At 30.5% G+C, this 16,191-nt stretch carries 19 protein-coding genes; 6 read left to right on the top strand and 13 right to left on the bottom strand.

Features of this window, described 5'->3' with window-relative positions; all coding sequences use genetic code 11:
* Window positions 1–97: 97 nt before the first annotated feature.
* From mdh to NSQ15_RS10245, 4 genes are all read right to left on the bottom strand, one after another.
* Window positions 98–1,045, bottom strand: a complete 948-nt coding sequence (gene mdh / locus NSQ15_RS10230) for a malate dehydrogenase (protein ID WP_029056444.1) — start codon at window positions 1,043–1,045, stop codon at window positions 98–100.
* A 101-nt stretch (window positions 1,046–1,146) separates the two neighbouring features.
* A complete protein-coding gene (locus tag NSQ15_RS10235) occupies window positions 1,147–1,455 on the bottom strand; it encodes a hypothetical protein (RefSeq protein ID WP_070452540.1) in 309 nt (102 codons plus the stop codon).
* Window positions 1,456–1,482: 27 nt separating this feature from the next.
* Window positions 1,483–2,391: an aldo/keto reductase gene (locus tag NSQ15_RS10240; protein ID WP_340747139.1), complete on the bottom strand. Its 909-nt coding sequence runs from the start codon at window positions 2,389–2,391 to the stop codon at window positions 1,483–1,485.
* A gap of 63 nt (window positions 2,392–2,454) precedes the next feature.
* A complete protein-coding gene (locus NSQ15_RS10245) occupies window positions 2,455–3,381 on the bottom strand; it encodes a CobW family GTP-binding protein (RefSeq protein WP_017638399.1) in 927 nt (308 codons plus the stop codon).
* Between the two features lie 224 nt (window positions 3,382–3,605).
* Here NSQ15_RS10245 and NSQ15_RS10250 point away from each other — a divergent pair, with 224 nt between their 5' ends.
* Window positions 3,606–4,049: a MarR family winged helix-turn-helix transcriptional regulator gene (locus NSQ15_RS10250; RefSeq protein ID WP_029056442.1), complete on the top strand. Its 444-nt coding sequence runs from the start codon at window positions 3,606–3,608 to the stop codon at window positions 4,047–4,049.
* Between the two features lie 133 nt (window positions 4,050–4,182).
* Here the strand turns inward: NSQ15_RS10250 and cydC are convergent, their stop codons facing one another.
* Window positions 4,183–5,862, bottom strand: a complete 1,680-nt coding sequence (cydC, locus tag NSQ15_RS10255; protein WP_340747140.1) for a thiol reductant ABC exporter subunit CydC — start codon at window positions 5,860–5,862, stop codon at window positions 4,183–4,185.
* Window positions 5,859–7,496, bottom strand: a complete 1,638-nt coding sequence (locus tag NSQ15_RS10260) for an ABC transporter ATP-binding protein/permease (protein WP_340747141.1) — start codon at window positions 7,494–7,496, stop codon at window positions 5,859–5,861. The genes cydC and NSQ15_RS10260 overlap by 4 nt, the downstream gene beginning before the upstream one ends.
* A gap of 218 nt (window positions 7,497–7,714) precedes the next feature.
* Between NSQ15_RS10260 and NSQ15_RS10265 the strand changes: the two genes are divergently transcribed.
* The 4 genes from NSQ15_RS10265 (at window position 7,715) to NSQ15_RS10280 (ending at window position 10,527) form a co-directional block, all read left to right on the top strand.
* Window positions 7,715–8,587, top strand: a complete 873-nt coding sequence (locus tag NSQ15_RS10265) for an undecaprenyl-diphosphate phosphatase (protein WP_017638403.1) — start codon at window positions 7,715–7,717, stop codon at window positions 8,585–8,587.
* Between the two features lie 224 nt (window positions 8,588–8,811).
* Window positions 8,812–9,495, top strand: a complete 684-nt coding sequence (locus NSQ15_RS10270) for a hypothetical protein (RefSeq protein WP_340747142.1) — start codon at window positions 8,812–8,814, stop codon at window positions 9,493–9,495.
* A gap of 6 nt (window positions 9,496–9,501) precedes the next feature.
* Window positions 9,502–9,948, top strand: coding sequence for a YaiI/YqxD family protein (locus tag NSQ15_RS10275; protein WP_070452552.1), 447 nt, complete (start codon window positions 9,502–9,504; stop codon window positions 9,946–9,948).
* A 12-nt stretch (window positions 9,949–9,960) separates the two neighbouring features.
* Entirely contained in the window at window positions 9,961–10,527 is a 567-nt protein-coding gene (locus NSQ15_RS10280) for an LOG family protein (protein WP_070452554.1), read from the top strand.
* Window positions 10,528–10,599: 72 nt separating this feature from the next.
* Here NSQ15_RS10280 and NSQ15_RS10285 read toward each other — a convergent pair whose 3' ends face one another.
* The 4 genes from NSQ15_RS10285 to NSQ15_RS10300 form a co-directional block, all read right to left on the bottom strand.
* A complete protein-coding gene (locus tag NSQ15_RS10285) occupies window positions 10,600–11,145 on the bottom strand; it encodes a GNAT family N-acetyltransferase (protein WP_029056437.1) in 546 nt (181 codons plus the stop codon).
* A 116-nt stretch (window positions 11,146–11,261) separates the two neighbouring features.
* Window positions 11,262–11,558: a hypothetical protein gene (locus tag NSQ15_RS10290; protein ID WP_017638408.1), complete on the bottom strand. Its 297-nt coding sequence runs from the start codon at window positions 11,556–11,558 to the stop codon at window positions 11,262–11,264.
* 251 nt (window positions 11,559–11,809) lie between these two features.
* Window positions 11,810–12,100, bottom strand: a complete 291-nt coding sequence (locus tag NSQ15_RS10295) for an SA0632 family lipoprotein (RefSeq protein WP_070452558.1) — start codon at window positions 12,098–12,100, stop codon at window positions 11,810–11,812.
* A 69-nt stretch (window positions 12,101–12,169) separates the two neighbouring features.
* The gene (locus tag NSQ15_RS10300; RefSeq protein WP_017638410.1) at window positions 12,170–12,613 is read right to left on the bottom strand and encodes a GNAT family N-acetyltransferase; all 444 of its coding nucleotides are present in this window, start codon (window positions 12,611–12,613) and stop codon (window positions 12,170–12,172) included.
* 128 nt (window positions 12,614–12,741) lie between these two features.
* Here NSQ15_RS10300 and NSQ15_RS10305 point away from each other — a divergent pair, with 128 nt between their 5' ends.
* Window positions 12,742–13,431 (top strand): DUF1129 family protein, encoded by a 690-nt coding sequence (locus NSQ15_RS10305; protein ID WP_017638411.1) that lies wholly within the window; start codon window positions 12,742–12,744, stop codon window positions 13,429–13,431.
* Between the two features lie 113 nt (window positions 13,432–13,544).
* On the opposite strand, the gene NSQ15_RS10310 is transcribed toward NSQ15_RS10305, so the two are convergent.
* From NSQ15_RS10310 to NSQ15_RS10320, 3 genes are read right to left on the bottom strand one after another with little or no spacing between them, the layout of a single operon-like run.
* Entirely contained in the window at window positions 13,545–14,033 is a 489-nt protein-coding gene (locus tag NSQ15_RS10310) for a DUF456 domain-containing protein (protein WP_340747143.1), read from the bottom strand.
* A gap of 6 nt (window positions 14,034–14,039) precedes the next feature.
* Entirely contained in the window at window positions 14,040–15,248 is a 1,209-nt protein-coding gene (locus tag NSQ15_RS10315; RefSeq protein ID WP_017638413.1) for a sugar efflux transporter, read from the bottom strand.
* A 41-nt stretch (window positions 15,249–15,289) separates the two neighbouring features.
* Complete coding sequence (locus tag NSQ15_RS10320) at window positions 15,290–16,144, bottom strand: LysR family transcriptional regulator (RefSeq protein ID WP_017638414.1); 855 nt, start codon at window positions 16,142–16,144, stop codon at window positions 15,290–15,292.
* Window positions 16,145–16,191: the final 47 nt, after the last annotated feature.

Genomic DNA, 16,191 nt, shown 5'->3' on the forward strand with positions numbered 1-16,191 from the left:
ACACACAATACTCAATTTTCAAAATAAATATTATACAACTAACTAAACTACACTCAATTAAATGTTTTAATCTATGTTAAATTTAATTGGAAATGAATTATTTTAGTTTGTATTTAAGCGTTTCTTTAACCTTTTCCACTGATAATGCTGATTTATCCAATTGTTCACGTTCAGAATCACTTAAATTCAACTCAACGATATTTTCCACACCATTTCTTCCTAATTTCACAGGTAATCCTAAACAAATATCGTCATATCCATATTTACCTTGAGCATACGTAATTGCTGCTAATATACGATGCTTATCTTTCAATATTGTTTCAACCATTTCATAAACCGCTGCAGCAGGAGCATAATAAGCTGAACCATTTCCTAACAATTGAACTATTTCAGCACCGCCTTTGCGTGTTCTATCAACAATCTGTTCTATTATATTTTGTTCTAATAATTCAGCTATTGGAATGCCATTGACTTGAGTAGAATTGATTAATGGCACCATTGTATCGCCATGTCCACCTAATACTAAGCCTTGTACGTCTTCAACAGAAACATCAAGTTCTTTGGCAATGAATGTTTGATAACGCGCACTATCTAATACACCGGATTGTCCTAATACTTTATTTTTAGAAAATCCAGAAGCAACTAATGCAGAGTATGTCATAGCATCTACAGGATTAGTTAATACTATGATAATGGCATTCGGTGAATATTTAGCTATTTGTTGTGCACTAAGGTGAACAATATCTTCATTAGTTTGTATTAAATCATCTCTACTCATTCCTGGTTTTCTAGCAATTCCTGCAGTTATGACTACAACATCTGAATCTTGTATTTCAGAATAATCAGCAGTTCCTTTAATATCTACATTAAAATTAAATATTGGAGCACTTTCTAGTATATCTAACGCTTTACCTTTAACCACATTTTCAGACTGTGGTCTATCAACAACAACTATGTCAGCGCTTTCATTTTGAGCCAAAATAAAAGCCAATGTAGAGCCAGTTTGCCCTGCACCAATAATCGAAACCTTATTTCGTTTATTCATCCTGCACACTCCCCAATCATTAAATATTAAAAAATAAAACTCTGATATTTCAATATTATTATAACATTGAAATATCAGAGTTTTTTAGTTGTATGTGTAATTTATTTTTTAATTTGACCAAAAATTTCATGATTTATACCAAAAACATATAACAGCGTAAAGAATGCTGCTCCGCTTAATATAGTTAACACAAGCGTTAATATGAGTGTACGTTTAAAGTGACATATAAATGCAATAAAAAGTAGTCCTAAATTATACGCAAATAACAATCCGAATAAGGTCATTGTCACTAATATCTCGGGATAAAAAATATTGCATAATAGTACAATGACTGCAAATATTAAATAAGGAATCATAATTAAATTACGTTCAAATTTAAGTTGTTTCTGTCGTTTATCTTCATTATTCATTCTTTATAAATCCTTCCTAACATTTAATTATAAAATATCTCGACCTAATGCCGCAGTGTATATATCAAACCACTCTTGATCAGTTAATTCAACATTTAATCCAGCAGTAGCTGCATCAATTTTTTCAATAGATCGTGTTCCTAATATTGGAATCACCTCATTAGGATGTCTAATTAACCAAGCTATCATAATAGCAGAAACGTTCACTTGATATTTATTTGCTAAAGGTTCAATGACTGACATGAGGCGTCTACTTTTATCGTCAGAAGTATCAAACAGCTTACCTCCCGCAAAAGGACTCCAAGCCATCACTTTAACTTGATTTTGATACATTTTATCCATTACACCATTATGTAGTATATCTGTTTGATATGGTGACAATTCAAGTTGATTGATACTAATGTGCAACTTATCATGATTAAGACTTTGTTTTAATAAATCATATTGCGTTTCATTAAAGTTAGATACTCCAAATGATTTAATTTTACCTTCATTAACCAATTCTTTTAGAGCATCTGTAATTTCATCGGGATTCATTAATGGTGACGGTCTATGAATCAATAAACTATCTAAATAATCTACATTTAATCGTTCTAATGAATGATTTACTGACTTAATAATGTGTTGGTGGCTATGATCATATCGGTGTCCATCTGTAAATGTTTGAGTTTCAGATGGTAAAACAATACCGCATTTTGAAACAATTTGTATTTGTTCACGCAATTGTGGTGATAATTTTAATGCTTTACCAAAAAGCGTTTCATTTTGATAATCGCCATAAATATCTGCATGATCCATAGTTGTAATACCACGTTCTACAAGTTGATTAATAAAACGATTTAATGCTTGATCTGATAGTTGCCATTCATTAGCCCGCCAAAATCCTTGCACAATTTTTGAAAAATGAACATATTGGTTAATTTGTGTTCTTTCCATTATAATCACGACCCTTATTTTTTATAATGTATTCACTTCAGTTAGGAACAGTTGAAATTTAAATTAAGTAAATTGTAACATATCCAATTTATTTCTGAGTCGATTTACATCTATATGTTCCCCTATAATCACTATCGTTAATGGCATTTCTTTAGCTATAGCCCCAAAGTCTGGCAAACCATATGAATATTGAAACTCAATTGTTTCATTAGGATTGTCTCTAAATTTTAAATAACCTTTTAATCTCAATACATTTTTCGGTAATTGCATAATAAATTGGTAAAATAATTGTCGGTCAATAGGACTAGTAAACGTATATTTCATACTAATAATACCGTGATGATGGTGATGTTGATGAAGTTTTGTTGTTTTATCTGTTTGGTTTCGAAGTTGACTGATGTCAAACTTTCCATAAGTAGTCAAAATATGCGGTGCACTCGGATTAATTTTATTTATTTCGTTCTCTATTTTATTTATTTCTTCAGAATCAACGCAATCCATTTTGTTAATGACTAATAAATCACTCATTTCAAGTTGCTCTTCCATTAACGTTTGTGTGGAACTAGTGTAATCATTCCTATTTAAAAATCTTTCAACATCCACTACACTTATAATTTGTGGCATGTCTATATTATCAACTATGGTTGGATCTTGACATGCAGCAAAGATTTCGATAGGATTAGCGACTCCTGTTGCTTCTATAATAATATGATTACAATCATCTTTTTGAATTAAAGATTGAATTTGATTAATTAAATCAGTTTTTAAGTCACAACACACACAACCATTAATAATTGATCGTACTTCTATATTTGAATCTAAATTTTGACTATCTACATCAAATGAGCCAAATTCATTCATAATCACTTTTATTTTCTCATCAATTTTTAATAATTCACTAATATAATGTGTCAGTAACGTAGTTTTACCACTACCTAAAAAACCGCTTATGATAGAAATTGATATTTTTCTAGATTTATTATTTTTCATTGTAAAATTCCTTTTCTATTACAAGTATTTTTAAAAATGATAACATAAATATTTAATTATCTTTTTGCTTGATTTAACGATAGATATCTTCTAAACTTTAAACATACTTTAATTTTAGCATGACATTGAATCACAGTGTGTTGTGAATTATATTCCGCACAACATAGACGGATTCCAATCCGAATAGAGAGAAAAACGGATAGAATGTCTGGAGGAGAACTTTAATGTCTGATCAACATAATTTAAAAGAGCAACTATGCTTTAGTTTGTACAATGCACAAAGACAAGTAAATCGCTACTATTCAAACAAAGTCTTTAAAAAGTACAATTTAACTTACCCACAATTCCTTGTATTAACAATTTTATGGGATGAATCTCCCGTAAATGTTAAAAAGGTTGTGACTGAACTAGCACTTGATACTGGTACAGTATCCCCACTATTAAAACGAATGGAACAAGTTGATTTAATCAAACGTGAACGTTCCGAAGTCGATCAACGTGAAGTATTTATTCACTTGACTGATAAAAGCGAAAAAATTAGACCCGAACTTAGCAATGCTTCTGAAAAAGTTGCAACTGCTTCATCATTATCACTTGATGAAGTGGATGAACTTAACCGTCTTTTAGGTAAAGTCATTGATGCATTTAATGAAGCTAAAGATAATTAATTAAGCTTTTGTCATGGTAATTTAAAGTTAAAGGTTAGAATCAAACACTTTCAAAGTATAAAAATGCTCTAAAGTACATCTCAGTGCTTTAGAGCATTTTTATTTTTCTAGAAACTATCAATCACATTTTTACTCATTGGTTCAATTGAGTTATTTTATATAAATATCCTTTATTTTGGATAAGTGAATGATAACTACCTGCTTCTTTGATTTCACCGTCTATCATAATTAAAATTTTATCAAAATATGGTAATAAACGTAAATCATGCGTAGCAACAATTAATGTTTTAGCTTGTTTATCAATTAATGTCATCAATTGATCCGTACGATGAGTATCTAGACCAGTAGTTGGCTCATCTAAAATCCATATATTAGCTTGATTTTTTAATAATAAACGTGCCATGCTTAATCGTTGAATTTCTCCGCCTGATAAAGTATTTCCATCCATTGTTATTTCCTGATTTAAAGCTAAATGACTCAAATTTAACGCTTTTAACGTATGTCGTATAACATCTTCATCACAATCTGTCAGTAAATTGTCTTTGATGGTTCCGTCGAATAATTGTTGTGATTGTAGTAATGTATTGATTTGATGATATTTTTCTTCTTCTTTAATTTGAAATACATCTGTTTGATTTAACGTTACCTGTCCGCTGCTTACTTGATATAATCCTAACAAAACATGTAATAGCGTACTCTTACCGCTACCAGATGGACCGATAATAGCGACACGTTCACCTTCTTTAATATGAAAAGAAACTTGATTCAATACTGGTAGTTCTTGATTGACATATTTAAATGTTACATCTTTTACTTCATATAAATCATGTTCATTAGTTTTGTCTGAATCTGTATATAGATGTTCTTTGGATATGTCATCGTTTTGAATAACTTCATTAATTTCTGATAACGATTGATCTGTATCTGCTTTATAAAAAGCTACATTACTCATTGGTACAGCTTGTTCAAACAAAGTTAATATCATTAATACAATACTGGTTAAATATACAACATCTAAAGAGTGTGTATGGACTTGAATAGCGCCCAAAACTAATGTAGCAAAAATTGATATCATAGCAATGATATTTAGTAAATAATCATAAACAGTTAAAAATCCCTGTTCTTTACTTTGCAATGCATCATATTGTTGTAAATGTTGTAATACATCATTCTTATAATCTTCGTCCTTATTAAAGCGTTGTAACTCTTGAAATCCTTCACGATAATCAAAAAATCTTGTTAAAAATTGTCTTTGTTGGTGTGATACTACTGTCTTCAATTTACGTGCCCTTTTAGCACTTAAAAATGGAACAAGCAATAATGTCAATATCATACTCGCTGCAATTAATATTGCATGTGCTGGGGAGATGAATAAATATACTGCTATCGTTATCAATGCAGTTATTCCTATGACAATAGGCGGATAATAAACTCTTAAGTATATGTTTTGTAATGCTTCTACTCTACTTACCATACGTGAAATTAAATCGCTAGAATTATATTTTCGATAAACATCTGGTACTACTCTAACTAGTCCTTTAAAGAATTGTGTTCTTACATTTCTTAACATAGTAAAGGTCGTACGGTGAGAATATAATCTTTCATAGTATCGAGATATCGCTCTTAAAAAACCAAATAGTTTAACCGAAACAACTAACACCATTAAAGCATATAATGGAGCTCCTAACGCACTTTCAGTAACCATATATCCACTTAGAAAGAACATCGCTAAAGCAACTAAACTCCCCACGACACCTATAGCTATTGCTATTACTAAATCTTTATCAATTTTAAATTGAATTCGTGACTTCATGATTCATCACCATTTTCTTTAACATTAACTGATATATTTTTATCATCTTTAATAATCTCACCATCATGTATGTATAAACGTCGTGTTGCTTGTCTAATTGTGGAGTCTCTATGAGCAATTATAAGTTGCGTCGTTGCTTTAAATTGATGATGCATCACGCTTTGAATCACTTGTTCCGTTTCTACATCTAAACCAGTTGCTGGTTCATCAAGTATGACTAAGTCTGGTTCCATTACAAGTAAACGACACAATTCAATTCTTCTCATCTGCCCACCAGATAACATTTCTCCACCATCACCAATTAGCGTATGGATTCCATTTTTTAAAGATTGTACCTTTTCTTTTAATTGCACTTGCTCTAATGCTTCTAAAATAATGTCATCACTAACGTCATTAAACATTGAAATATTATCTTTAATTGTGGCAGTAAAAATGTATGGACGTTGACTTAAAATACCTATTTGCATTTGATCATATTTATATGAGACATGACCTTCTGTAGGTTTAAGAGATTGACTGATTAATTTAGCAAAGGTAGTTTTACCTGCCCCACTTGGTCCAACTAATGCGATGTGTTCATGTTCATTAATATCGAGAGTGACATGTTTAATTGAGAAGTCATTCCCCTTTTCATTACTATATTTAAACATGACGTTGCTTAAGCTTATAAGTGGGGATTGGTTTGTATGATAATAATTTATAGGTACACTATTTTCTGATGTACTTTCTAAATATTCAAATACAACATCACTTGCACCTTCACTTTGTTTGCCCGTATGAAACGCTTGTCCTAAATCCTTAATGGCATTATAAAATTCTGGAGCTAAAATAATAGCGATTGCTGCTGTTTTAAAATCAATCGTATGAAAAACAACGAGACTCAGTGCCGCTTCTAATGCTACAAGTCCAATTCCTAATAAGCTGATAAACTCTAACATTAAACTTGATAAAAATGCACTTCTCAAAATTTTCATTGTTAAATCTCTAAAATGTGTACTATCTTCATAGATTTTATTTTCCGTTTGTTTAGTTCGGTTAAATAATTTTAGAGTGATTAATCCTTGTGTCATATTGAGAAATCGTTGTCCAAATTGATTTAAATAAGTCATTTGATCCTTAGATTCATCACGAGTTTTCAACCCAAATATAATATAAAATAATGGAATGAACGGTGCAGTTATGATCATTATCAATGCTGTGTTTAAATGAACAAAGCACATCGCAATCATAATAGCTAAAGGAATCATCATTGACTTAAATACTTGCGGCAAGTAACTTTGATAAAATGGCGCAATACCATTTATTGTCTCTGTTAAAAGTGTCATTTCCTCACCAACTGATTGTGTTGATTGGTGGTGAATCACTCGTTGACGCAAGTCATGTTTAACTTTAATAGATAAACGGTTACCTAATAATTGATTACAAAAATTCAAAGTTGCACGTATCATCAATACTACAAAAATAAAACTGAGTATAATCATTGGCGATTGTTTTACTTTAAATAACATTATATTTAAAAAGTCTGCTATTGCTATATTCTGTAAAACTACAAATAATGCTAACAATATACATACTATTAGCATTAATGCAGGATAAATTTTATACTTAAATACTAATTGCATTAATTTTTTCACTAGATATTCACCTGATTTTTATTATAATCTCTATATTAAAGATTGAAAGATTAATGTACAACGATAGTGCTTTTGACAATTATATGACGACAAATCTTTCTCATACTTTGGTCTAGTGTTATTACTATTTGTAGCGTGCTTTGAAATGAGTATGCTATTATTATATGGTGAATTTGAAATAGTCAAAAAAACATTTAATATATGAAAGTAGGTACATTATGTTATTACTTGAATTAATCAAGGGGCTTATTTTAGGTATCGTAGAAGGTCTAACTGAATTTGCTCCTGTTTCCTCTACAGGACATATGATTCTTGTTGATGATATGTGGTTAAAGTCCACTAAATTTTTAGGTGAGCAATCAGCTTTCACTTTTAAAGTTGTTATTCAATTAGGTTCTGTATTTGCGGCAGCATGGGTGTTCAGAGAACGTTTCTTTGAAATATTACATATTGGGAAACATCAACCTGAGCAACAAGCGACTACTGGACGTCGTTCAAAACCAAAAAGATTGAATTTGATGCATGTTTTAGTAGGTATGATTCCAGCTGGTATTTTAGGTTTCTTATTTGATGATGTCATTGAAAAATATTTATTTAGTGTACCAACAGTTATGATTGGTCTTTTCCTAGGCGCAATCTACATGATTATCGCTGATAAGTATTCTGAAAAAGTAACTCATCCACAAACTGTAGATCAAATTAATTATTTCCAAGCATTCGTTATTGGTATTTCTCAAGCCATTGCTATGTGGCCAGGGTTCAGTCGTTCTGGTTCAACGATTTCAACTGGTGTCTTAATGAAAATGAACCATAAAGCGGCATCTGACTTCACATTTATCATGTCAGTACCAATCATGCTTGCAGCAAGCGGATTATCTTTATTGAAACATTATGAATATATTCATTTAGCGCATATTCCATTTTATTTATTAGGTTTCTTAGCTGCATTTATTGTAGGTTTAATAGCAATTAAAACATTCTTACATCTTATTAATAAAATCAAATTAGTACCTTTTGCAATTTATCGAATTATATTAGTAGTTGTCATAGCTATCCTTTATTTCGGTTTTGGTATAGGTAAAGGTATCTAATTAAACATTTTTAAGACTAATTACCGTTGAGAACAAGTTACTTTTCTCAACGGTTTTTTTCTTACTTAACATTAATAAATAATACAATGTTAATTTTAAATCACGCCCTTCAACAAAATTATCTTTCAAACCAAATTTCGTACATTATTGTTACCAACAGTAGTTTATTTTCATGTATCATAGGGTATGGATAAAAATAGTAAAAATTAATGGAGGCAACGAGTATGGACAAAAAGAAACTCATAAAAACAGCAATTAATGTTTTACCTATCATCATCGTTCCGTTAGTCGTAGAACGTAAAAAAATAAAAAATCATCCTGATGTTAAAAAAGCGACTGATGCTACATCTAGAGCAGCATCTAAAACAACATCTGCTATTTCTAACAAGACTTCTGACGTTAAGACATACATTGGTGACAAGAAACAAGAATTTGATAATAAACGTGAATTGAAAAAAATCGCTAAAGAAAATGACCCAGCTTATATTGAGAAAAAAGGCGAAAAGTTAGCGAAGCAAAATCGCAAAGAAGCAGACAAAATGGAGAAAAAGCTTCAAAAAAATATTGAAAAACGTCACAAAGAAGAAGATAAACTACGTGAAGAAAACGAAAAACAACGTATTAAAGATATGAAGAAAACTCAAAAATACGAAGAAAAAGTAGGATTAACACCAGGTAAGCTTGATGAAAAAACTGAGAAAAAAGGCGAAAAGTTAGAAAAAGAAAATCGTAAAGAAGCTAAAAAGATGGAGAAAAAGCTTCAAAAACAAATCGAAAAACGCCATAAAGAAGAAGATAAACTACGTGAAGAAGCCGACAAATCTAGAAAAAAAGAATTTAAAAAATATAAAGATTACACAGCTAAAAGTGTAGTTAAACAAAATAAAGAAAATAATAATGAGGCTTAATCTTTCATGACACGCATTATTATTGACGGAGATGCTTGTCCAGTTGTTAATTCAGTGATTGATTTAACACAAGGGACAGGCATTTTTGTTACAATTATACGTAGTTTTAGTCACTTCTCAAATCAAATTGAACCTAAACATGTAAATACTGTCTATGTGGATGATGGCCCTGAATCGGTAGACTATAAAATTGTCCAATTATCATCTTCAGAAGATATCGTTATTACACAAGATTATGGTCTGGCTAGTCTATTACTCAACAAAGTAAAGTATGTCATGCACCATAAAGGATTTGTATTTAGTAATGATAACATTCAGCAATTGCTAGACCAACGTTATATTAATGCTCAAATTCGTAAGCAAGGAGGCAGACATAAAGGACCTCCCCCATTTACGAAACAGGATAAACAACACTTTGAACAACAATTTAATAAGCTTTTACATCAACTTTAATGGAGGTACATAATGAAGAAAATTGCAGTTTATTGTGGCGCAAGCAAAGGAAAAGATGACACATACGTTAAAGAAGCATATGAGCTAGGTAAATATATGGCAGAGCAAGGTTACGAATTAGTTTTCGGAGCTGGATCTGTGGGTATTATGGGCGCTATTCAAGATGGCGTTTTAGACCATGGTGGTAAAGCTATTGGTGTAATGCCAAAAATGCTTGATGAAAAAGAAATTACTAGCCAAAAAGTAAGTGAACTTATTTTAGTGGATTCAATGCATGAAAGAAAAAATAAAATGACTGAGCTTGCTGATGCTTTTGTTATGGCTCCGGGTGGTGCCGGCTCACTAGAAGAATTCTTTGAAATGTATAGTTGGGCTCAAATTGGTATTCATCAAAAACCAATTGGCGTATACAATATCAATGGTTTCTTTGAACCATTACAAGGGTTAATCGATCATATGATTAAAGAAGGATTTATTGATGAAAAATATCGTCAACTCGCTCCACTCTTCGATACTAAAGAAGCGTTACTTGAAGGTTTACTCAATTATAAACCTTTAGGCGTTCGTACTTATGATTAAATAATTTCTGTTAAAACCAAAATACCCCACTAGAATTTATTCAAAAAATAATTTCTAGTGGGGTTACTTCAATTATTTATCTAAATCAATCACATATCTCACATGTCTTTTCAAAGGATGATACTTACTCAAGTTAGGGAATTCAAAATGATCATAAAATGACATTCCTATTTTTTCCATGACTTTTCTTGAAGATAGGTTTGTTTCAGCAGTAAAACTATAGACTTTAGAAATGTCTTTTTCTTTAGCAAATTTAAGTACCGCTTCTGCACCTTCAGTGGCAATACCATTTCCCCAAACTTCAGGAATCAGACGCCACCCTATTTCATAAAGTGGTAATTCTTTAAATGGATACTCACTATCTTTAGGAATATAGTTTAATCCTATAAAGCCAAGCCATTCATTCGTTTCTTTCAGCTCTACTGAGAATAGACCAATACCATAATCTTTAATAATTTGGTCCATTTTTTTCATATCTAATTCAGAACGACGATAACTCAATAAACTTGGGAAATATCTTCTGACTTGTGGGTTAGCATTCATTTTTTGAAAAGGTAATAAGTCTTTTTCTTCCCAATCTCGTAATTTCAAGCGCTCAGTTTCAATATAAACAACCATTTTTTACACTCCATTACTACGTAAATACATCATTATATACATTTTATAATAAAATTAACGCGCTATGAAACAGTAAGATTCACATCGCGCTATAATTCGTTTATTAAAATTTTGATTTAGCTTTTAGTTATATAACTGATAAGTTCAATATTAACTGGAATTTCTTTTAAATGATCACGTTGATTTTTTGGTGCTGTAAATGTAGCATCAATAAAATCATTCTGATGATCTAAGTGATATGTTGCAACAAATGTATCTGTATCTGATTCAAAATTAGGCAAGTGCGCAATTACACGTTTAATTTCACCTGTAGAATCAACAACATGTCTACCTGTAATATTTTCTAATTCTCTACCTAATTCTGGTAGCGTTAGCGCTTTTCCCTCTAAAATACTAAAATCTTGTTCATGCATGGCTCTTCTCTCCTCTTCACATTTTTGAAAATGATGACAATAATCATATTAATCTTTATAGTTTATTTTTATTATATATATTTATCCATTACGATACCCATTTTTTTCGTATATCAAACTTTACGTTCAAGACGATATTAAGTTGATATTTTAATCATATCATATTCTATTCTGTTGAAGATGATGCTTTTGATTAGATTTATTGCTGGTTCTGTTCTGATTTAAAATTTGTTACTTCTTTAATTTTGTTCTTAATTAGAAGATGTTTTATTCTTCTCGCTTTTATTAGTATCCTTATCATCACTATTATCAGAACTAATTGATTGACTTGAAGCAGAGTTATCAACTTCTTTTTGTAATTTATCTTGTTTATCTTTTAAATCGTCTTTTTGTTTATTTAACTTTTTCTTTTGTGATTTTAATGATTTGTTTTCTTTTTCTAATTTATCTACACTCTTTTCTAATGTCGCTTTCTCCTGACTTTTGCCACATGCGGATAACATTAGCGTTGCAGATAAAAATAATACAATCCACTTTTTCATGTTAAACTCCTTTAAAAACAGTTATAAATATAATTCATTTTATCATAAAATAATAATTTAATCATTTTTCTACTTTAAATCTTTCTTCATTTTAATATGTGTATCTTCATAGCCTATTTGGTGATTCAAGTTTAACATAGCTTGATTTTTCGTATTTATTGTACTTTGTATTGTTTGGGCCCCTTCTTTCATGGCCCAATCTTCTAGTGCTAACTTTAATTGTCGTGCAAAACCTTGACGCCGATATTTAGGATATACAAACAATAATTCAATTGTCACAACCTTAGTTTGTTTTTCAAAATGCCCCCAAATTAATGCTTGTAGTTCTTGATTATCTTCAATTATTAATATCATATCTTGGCAATGCCGTAATCTAGCATTAATCATTTCAATTCTTAATGCAATCGATGTACTTGTTGCTTTATAATTTGCTTCTTGAGATTCTAATAATTTTTCGTGTATCGTTGCTACCTCGTTAATTAACTTTTGATTACTCAAATTCAACTGTCTCATCATTTACTCCTGTATTTCATATTATAATCATTGTATTTCTATGGTATGATTAAGCATAATAAAATTATCAATTTAATGTATTGGTAAGTCTTACTTAAAATTATTTTTAAAGGAGCGCTTATGCACTCATGAAGTCTACAGCTCAATTAGCTAAAGAGAATAATGTGAAGTCTTTACGTTTAAATAATACGGATAGAGAAATTTTTGAAAACTACATGATATATATTCGTTCTGATTTAAGTGTAAACCCACATGATTCAGAAGTGATGTTGAATCGCATATTAAAACACTTAATCAGTGCAGAAGGTAAAGGTATGTTAGCTATGGAATTCTTTAACCATAATCCTAAAATGCATGCCAAAAAGCAATTAAAAGAACTTCCAAATGAAACAGTAAAGAATATCTTTAAATATATTTATCAACATTTCGTATTACTAATTGGTATTTTCTGTTTCTTAAAAGGGTTTATAGGTTTCTTTATTGGTGGAGATAGTAACTATCTTTATCTATATACATTTCCTATTACAGTGATAGTTGGCTTATTTATCATTTTCTTATTTATATGGATGATATTTAAAACGATTCAGTTACAATGCTTTAATAATTCAAATTGGGTATGGTTATTAACTTATGCCGTAATTGCGCTATTAATTGTCGCATTGTTTTATGTATTTTTTATACCTCAATCCTTTTTAGCATTTGGTCCTTATATCAATGTTAGTAATTGGTCATTTATTATTATTTCCGCCATTATCACACCTATTTCATTTTATATTGATCATCACTATTTTAATAAAAATTCAAATACGATTATGTAATGTTCACGAATTGATGGCCACATTTTCTAATTGAATTTAACATCTTTGAAATAAATAAGAAGGCAATTTCTACTAATAATTATAGAAATTGCCTTCTTATTTATTTATTCTCACTAATTTAATATAAAAACATCTACAATAAACCATATCACCATAATAAAAATCACAATAGCTTGAGCAATTGTACTGGCTAAAAACGCAATAATCGATCCACAGCTTACTTTAATCGCTTTTTTCAAATCATACCCTTGTATTAACTCGATAATAAGTACAAGTACAAACGGTACAATGATAATACCAAATGGCGGAACTACAAAGCATCCAATGATCACGCCAATAATAGCCCCATATTCACCAAATTTAGATCCACCATATTTTCCAACAAAGTATTTATTCATTAGAAAATCAGCTAAGAATATCAAAATGGTAAAAATAACCATTGCGATATAGAACACCCAAGATAACCTTCCGTTGTGAAATCCAAATTGATAAATAAGAAAACCTACCCATAAGACTAAAACTGAAGGAATGACCGGTTTAACTAAACCGACAAAAGCTAAAATAAATGCAATTGTAATTAAACTCCATAATAATACCGTCATTATTAACTACTCCATATCTGATATAGTAATTTTTTGATCTTTCGTTAAAAAGATTAATATAATCCCTAAGAACAATGATCCTGCTGACACATAGAAAACATTTTCCAAGCCAACCCATCCACTCATCATACCACCTAATAAGTTACCACATAACTGCCCAATAACCATTGCGTTGGCAAATAATGTTGAAGCATAACCTGGGAAATCCGGTAAAATATCTTGGAAGTAGCTTATGCCAATTCCTAATAATATAGCTAAGAAAAAGGCTAAAAATAATTGACCAATCAACATCATATAGAAATTTTTAAATAAACTAATACTAAAATAGAAAGCCCCGCCGAATATACCACCATAAATAAGTAACGTACGTGTCGGGAGTTTTGTAGATAATACGCCTAAAACGACCATAAAAGGTACTTCTAAACCTGCACATAAACTTGCTAAATAACCGACGTAGCCTTCCTTTTCGTGAAGATAATCAGTTACGAATAAAGGCATGTTCATTGTATACATCCATTGTCCAATATGTAATAAAATAAAAGCTAAAAACGGGATCAATAGTGTCTTATCTTTGAACATATTAGGCGCTACCTTCTCAACGTGTTGTTGTTGAGTAATAGGTTGTTTGATGTTTAAATTTTTATAGAAGAACACTTGTAAAATTAATGTAAATAAAATAATAGAAACTGTTCCGCCAAATAAACCTGAGTAACCATTCAATTCAATTAGTTGCGCGCCAATAAATGGACCAAATAAGAAGCCTAGTGAGAACATTGAACGTAATACTGTATTAGCAAATTTAGCATTTTTACGCGAACTTGAAACGTTAATAGATTCTCTCGCAGATGCATAAAGTTGTGGCATTGCCGGAGCGAATAAACCTTGGAATAAAGCATAAAGGATTATAAATAATAAGATATCTTTTACAAAGAAATAAATGGAAAAGCTAATTGCTCCCATCATTAATGCTGTAATTATAAGATATTTTCTATTTATGTTATGAGTATCTGAAAATCTTGCAATAATCGAATTAACTGTAAATTGGCTTATAGCTGCTAATGCTAGTAACACACCATACTGTTTGGTGGTCATACCTAAATCCTTTGTCGCAAACAAAACAAGGTAGGGTACTGTTACAGCGATACCCATACCTAATAACAACATGTTCAAAACAAACAACTTATAATTCTTTATATATAGTAATTCTTTAAACATATGACTAACCTCTATTCATTATATGAATCAACTCATCTTATTTAACGTATAAAGTTCAACATTAAATTAACAAATGAATCTACTTGTGGTAACTGTAACATGCTTTGATCATAACTCATATAAGTCGAACGAATAAGTGGATCATTATCAATCGTCACTTTTTCAAATCCAAACATATTTTTATCAATATTTTTCATCATTATTTCAGGTAATATAGTTACACCCACACCACTAATTAGCATTTCTTTACAAGTGGCAACTTGGTCAACGGTAATGGTCGCATGATAGTCTTGTTCTAAATTATCGTTATACCATTGTTTAATTTGATTTATATAAATTGGGTCAGCTTGAAATTCTATAAAAGGCAACTTTCCAACCTCTTCACGTCTATCTTTAGGATAGATAAAATAATGATCGTCATTAAATAAGTGTGTGTTGGATAAATTCATGACTTTGTTTCCTCTAGTAATCATGACGTGATAGTCTCTATGATTTGCCTTAATTTGTTCAGTAGACCCAACTTGTACCTGAATTTCAACATTAGGAAATTGAGTATTATATAAGCTTAATACTTCTGGTAATAGTGTTTGACCTATTAAAGAAGAACAACCAATAGAGATCGTTCCGTTAACTTCCCCAATATGCGCCTGCATTTTATCAAAGAATAAACGCTCTCTCTTTAACATATCGCGTGCATGTTCAATAATCATTGCACCTTCAGTTGTTGTTATGAGTTGCTTTTTCGTTCTAATAAAAACGTCTACACCAAATGAACTTTCAATTGCTTTTAACCGTTGTGTGACAGCTGGCTGTGAAATATATAATATTTCTGCTGCTTTACGTAATGTTTTTGTTTCGTCTAATGTTATTAATAAACGATAATCATCAATTTTCATAGTGTCCCCCTAAAATATACCGTTTCCGTAAAATCCTATAATCAATG

Source organism: Staphylococcus sp. FSL W8-0774 (assembly GCF_038006785.1).
Taxonomy (GTDB): domain Bacteria; phylum Bacillota; class Bacilli; order Staphylococcales; family Staphylococcaceae; genus Staphylococcus; species Staphylococcus pasteuri.

Coding starts and splice junctions, on each gene's coding strand:
- mdh (WP_029056444.1), bottom strand. CDS start 1,045: ATGAATAAACGAAATAAGGTTTCGATTATTGGTGCAGGGCAAACTGGC.
- NSQ15_RS10235 (WP_070452540.1), bottom strand. CDS start 1,455: ATGAATAATGAAGATAAACGACAGAAACAACTTAAATTTGAACGTAAT.
- NSQ15_RS10240 (WP_340747139.1), bottom strand. CDS start 2,391: ATGGAAAGAACACAAATTAACCAATATGTTCATTTTTCAAAAATTGTG.
- NSQ15_RS10245 (WP_017638399.1), bottom strand. CDS start 3,381: ATGAAAAATAATAAATCTAGAAAAATATCAATTTCTATCATAAGCGGT.
- NSQ15_RS10250 (WP_029056442.1), top strand. CDS start 3,606: ATGTCTGATCAACATAATTTAAAAGAGCAACTATGCTTTAGTTTGTAC.
- cydC (WP_340747140.1), bottom strand. CDS start 5,862: ATGAAGTCACGAATTCAATTTAAAATTGATAAAGATTTAGTAATAGCA.
- NSQ15_RS10265 (WP_017638403.1), top strand. CDS start 7,715: ATGTTATTACTTGAATTAATCAAGGGGCTTATTTTAGGTATCGTAGAA.
- NSQ15_RS10270 (WP_340747142.1), top strand. CDS start 8,812: ATGGACAAAAAGAAACTCATAAAAACAGCAATTAATGTTTTACCTATC.
- NSQ15_RS10275 (WP_070452552.1), top strand. CDS start 9,502: ATGACACGCATTATTATTGACGGAGATGCTTGTCCAGTTGTTAATTCA.
- NSQ15_RS10280 (WP_070452554.1), top strand. CDS start 9,961: ATGAAGAAAATTGCAGTTTATTGTGGCGCAAGCAAAGGAAAAGATGAC.
- NSQ15_RS10285 (WP_029056437.1), bottom strand. CDS start 11,145: ATGGTTGTTTATATTGAAACTGAGCGCTTGAAATTACGAGATTGGGAA.
- NSQ15_RS10290 (WP_017638408.1), bottom strand. CDS start 11,558: ATGCATGAACAAGATTTTAGTATTTTAGAGGGAAAAGCGCTAACGCTA.
- NSQ15_RS10295 (WP_070452558.1), bottom strand. CDS start 12,100: ATGAAAAAGTGGATTGTATTATTTTTATCTGCAACGCTAATGTTATCC.
- NSQ15_RS10300 (WP_017638410.1), bottom strand. CDS start 12,613: ATGAGACAGTTGAATTTGAGTAATCAAAAGTTAATTAACGAGGTAGCA.
- NSQ15_RS10305 (WP_017638411.1), top strand. CDS start 12,742: ATGAAGTCTACAGCTCAATTAGCTAAAGAGAATAATGTGAAGTCTTTA.
- NSQ15_RS10310 (WP_340747143.1), bottom strand. CDS start 14,033: ATGACGGTATTATTATGGAGTTTAATTACAATTGCATTTATTTTAGCT.
- NSQ15_RS10315 (WP_017638413.1), bottom strand. CDS start 15,248: ATGTTTAAAGAATTACTATATATAAAGAATTATAAGTTGTTTGTTTTG.
- NSQ15_RS10320 (WP_017638414.1), bottom strand. CDS start 16,144: ATGAAAATTGATGATTATCGTTTATTAATAACATTAGACGAAACAAAA.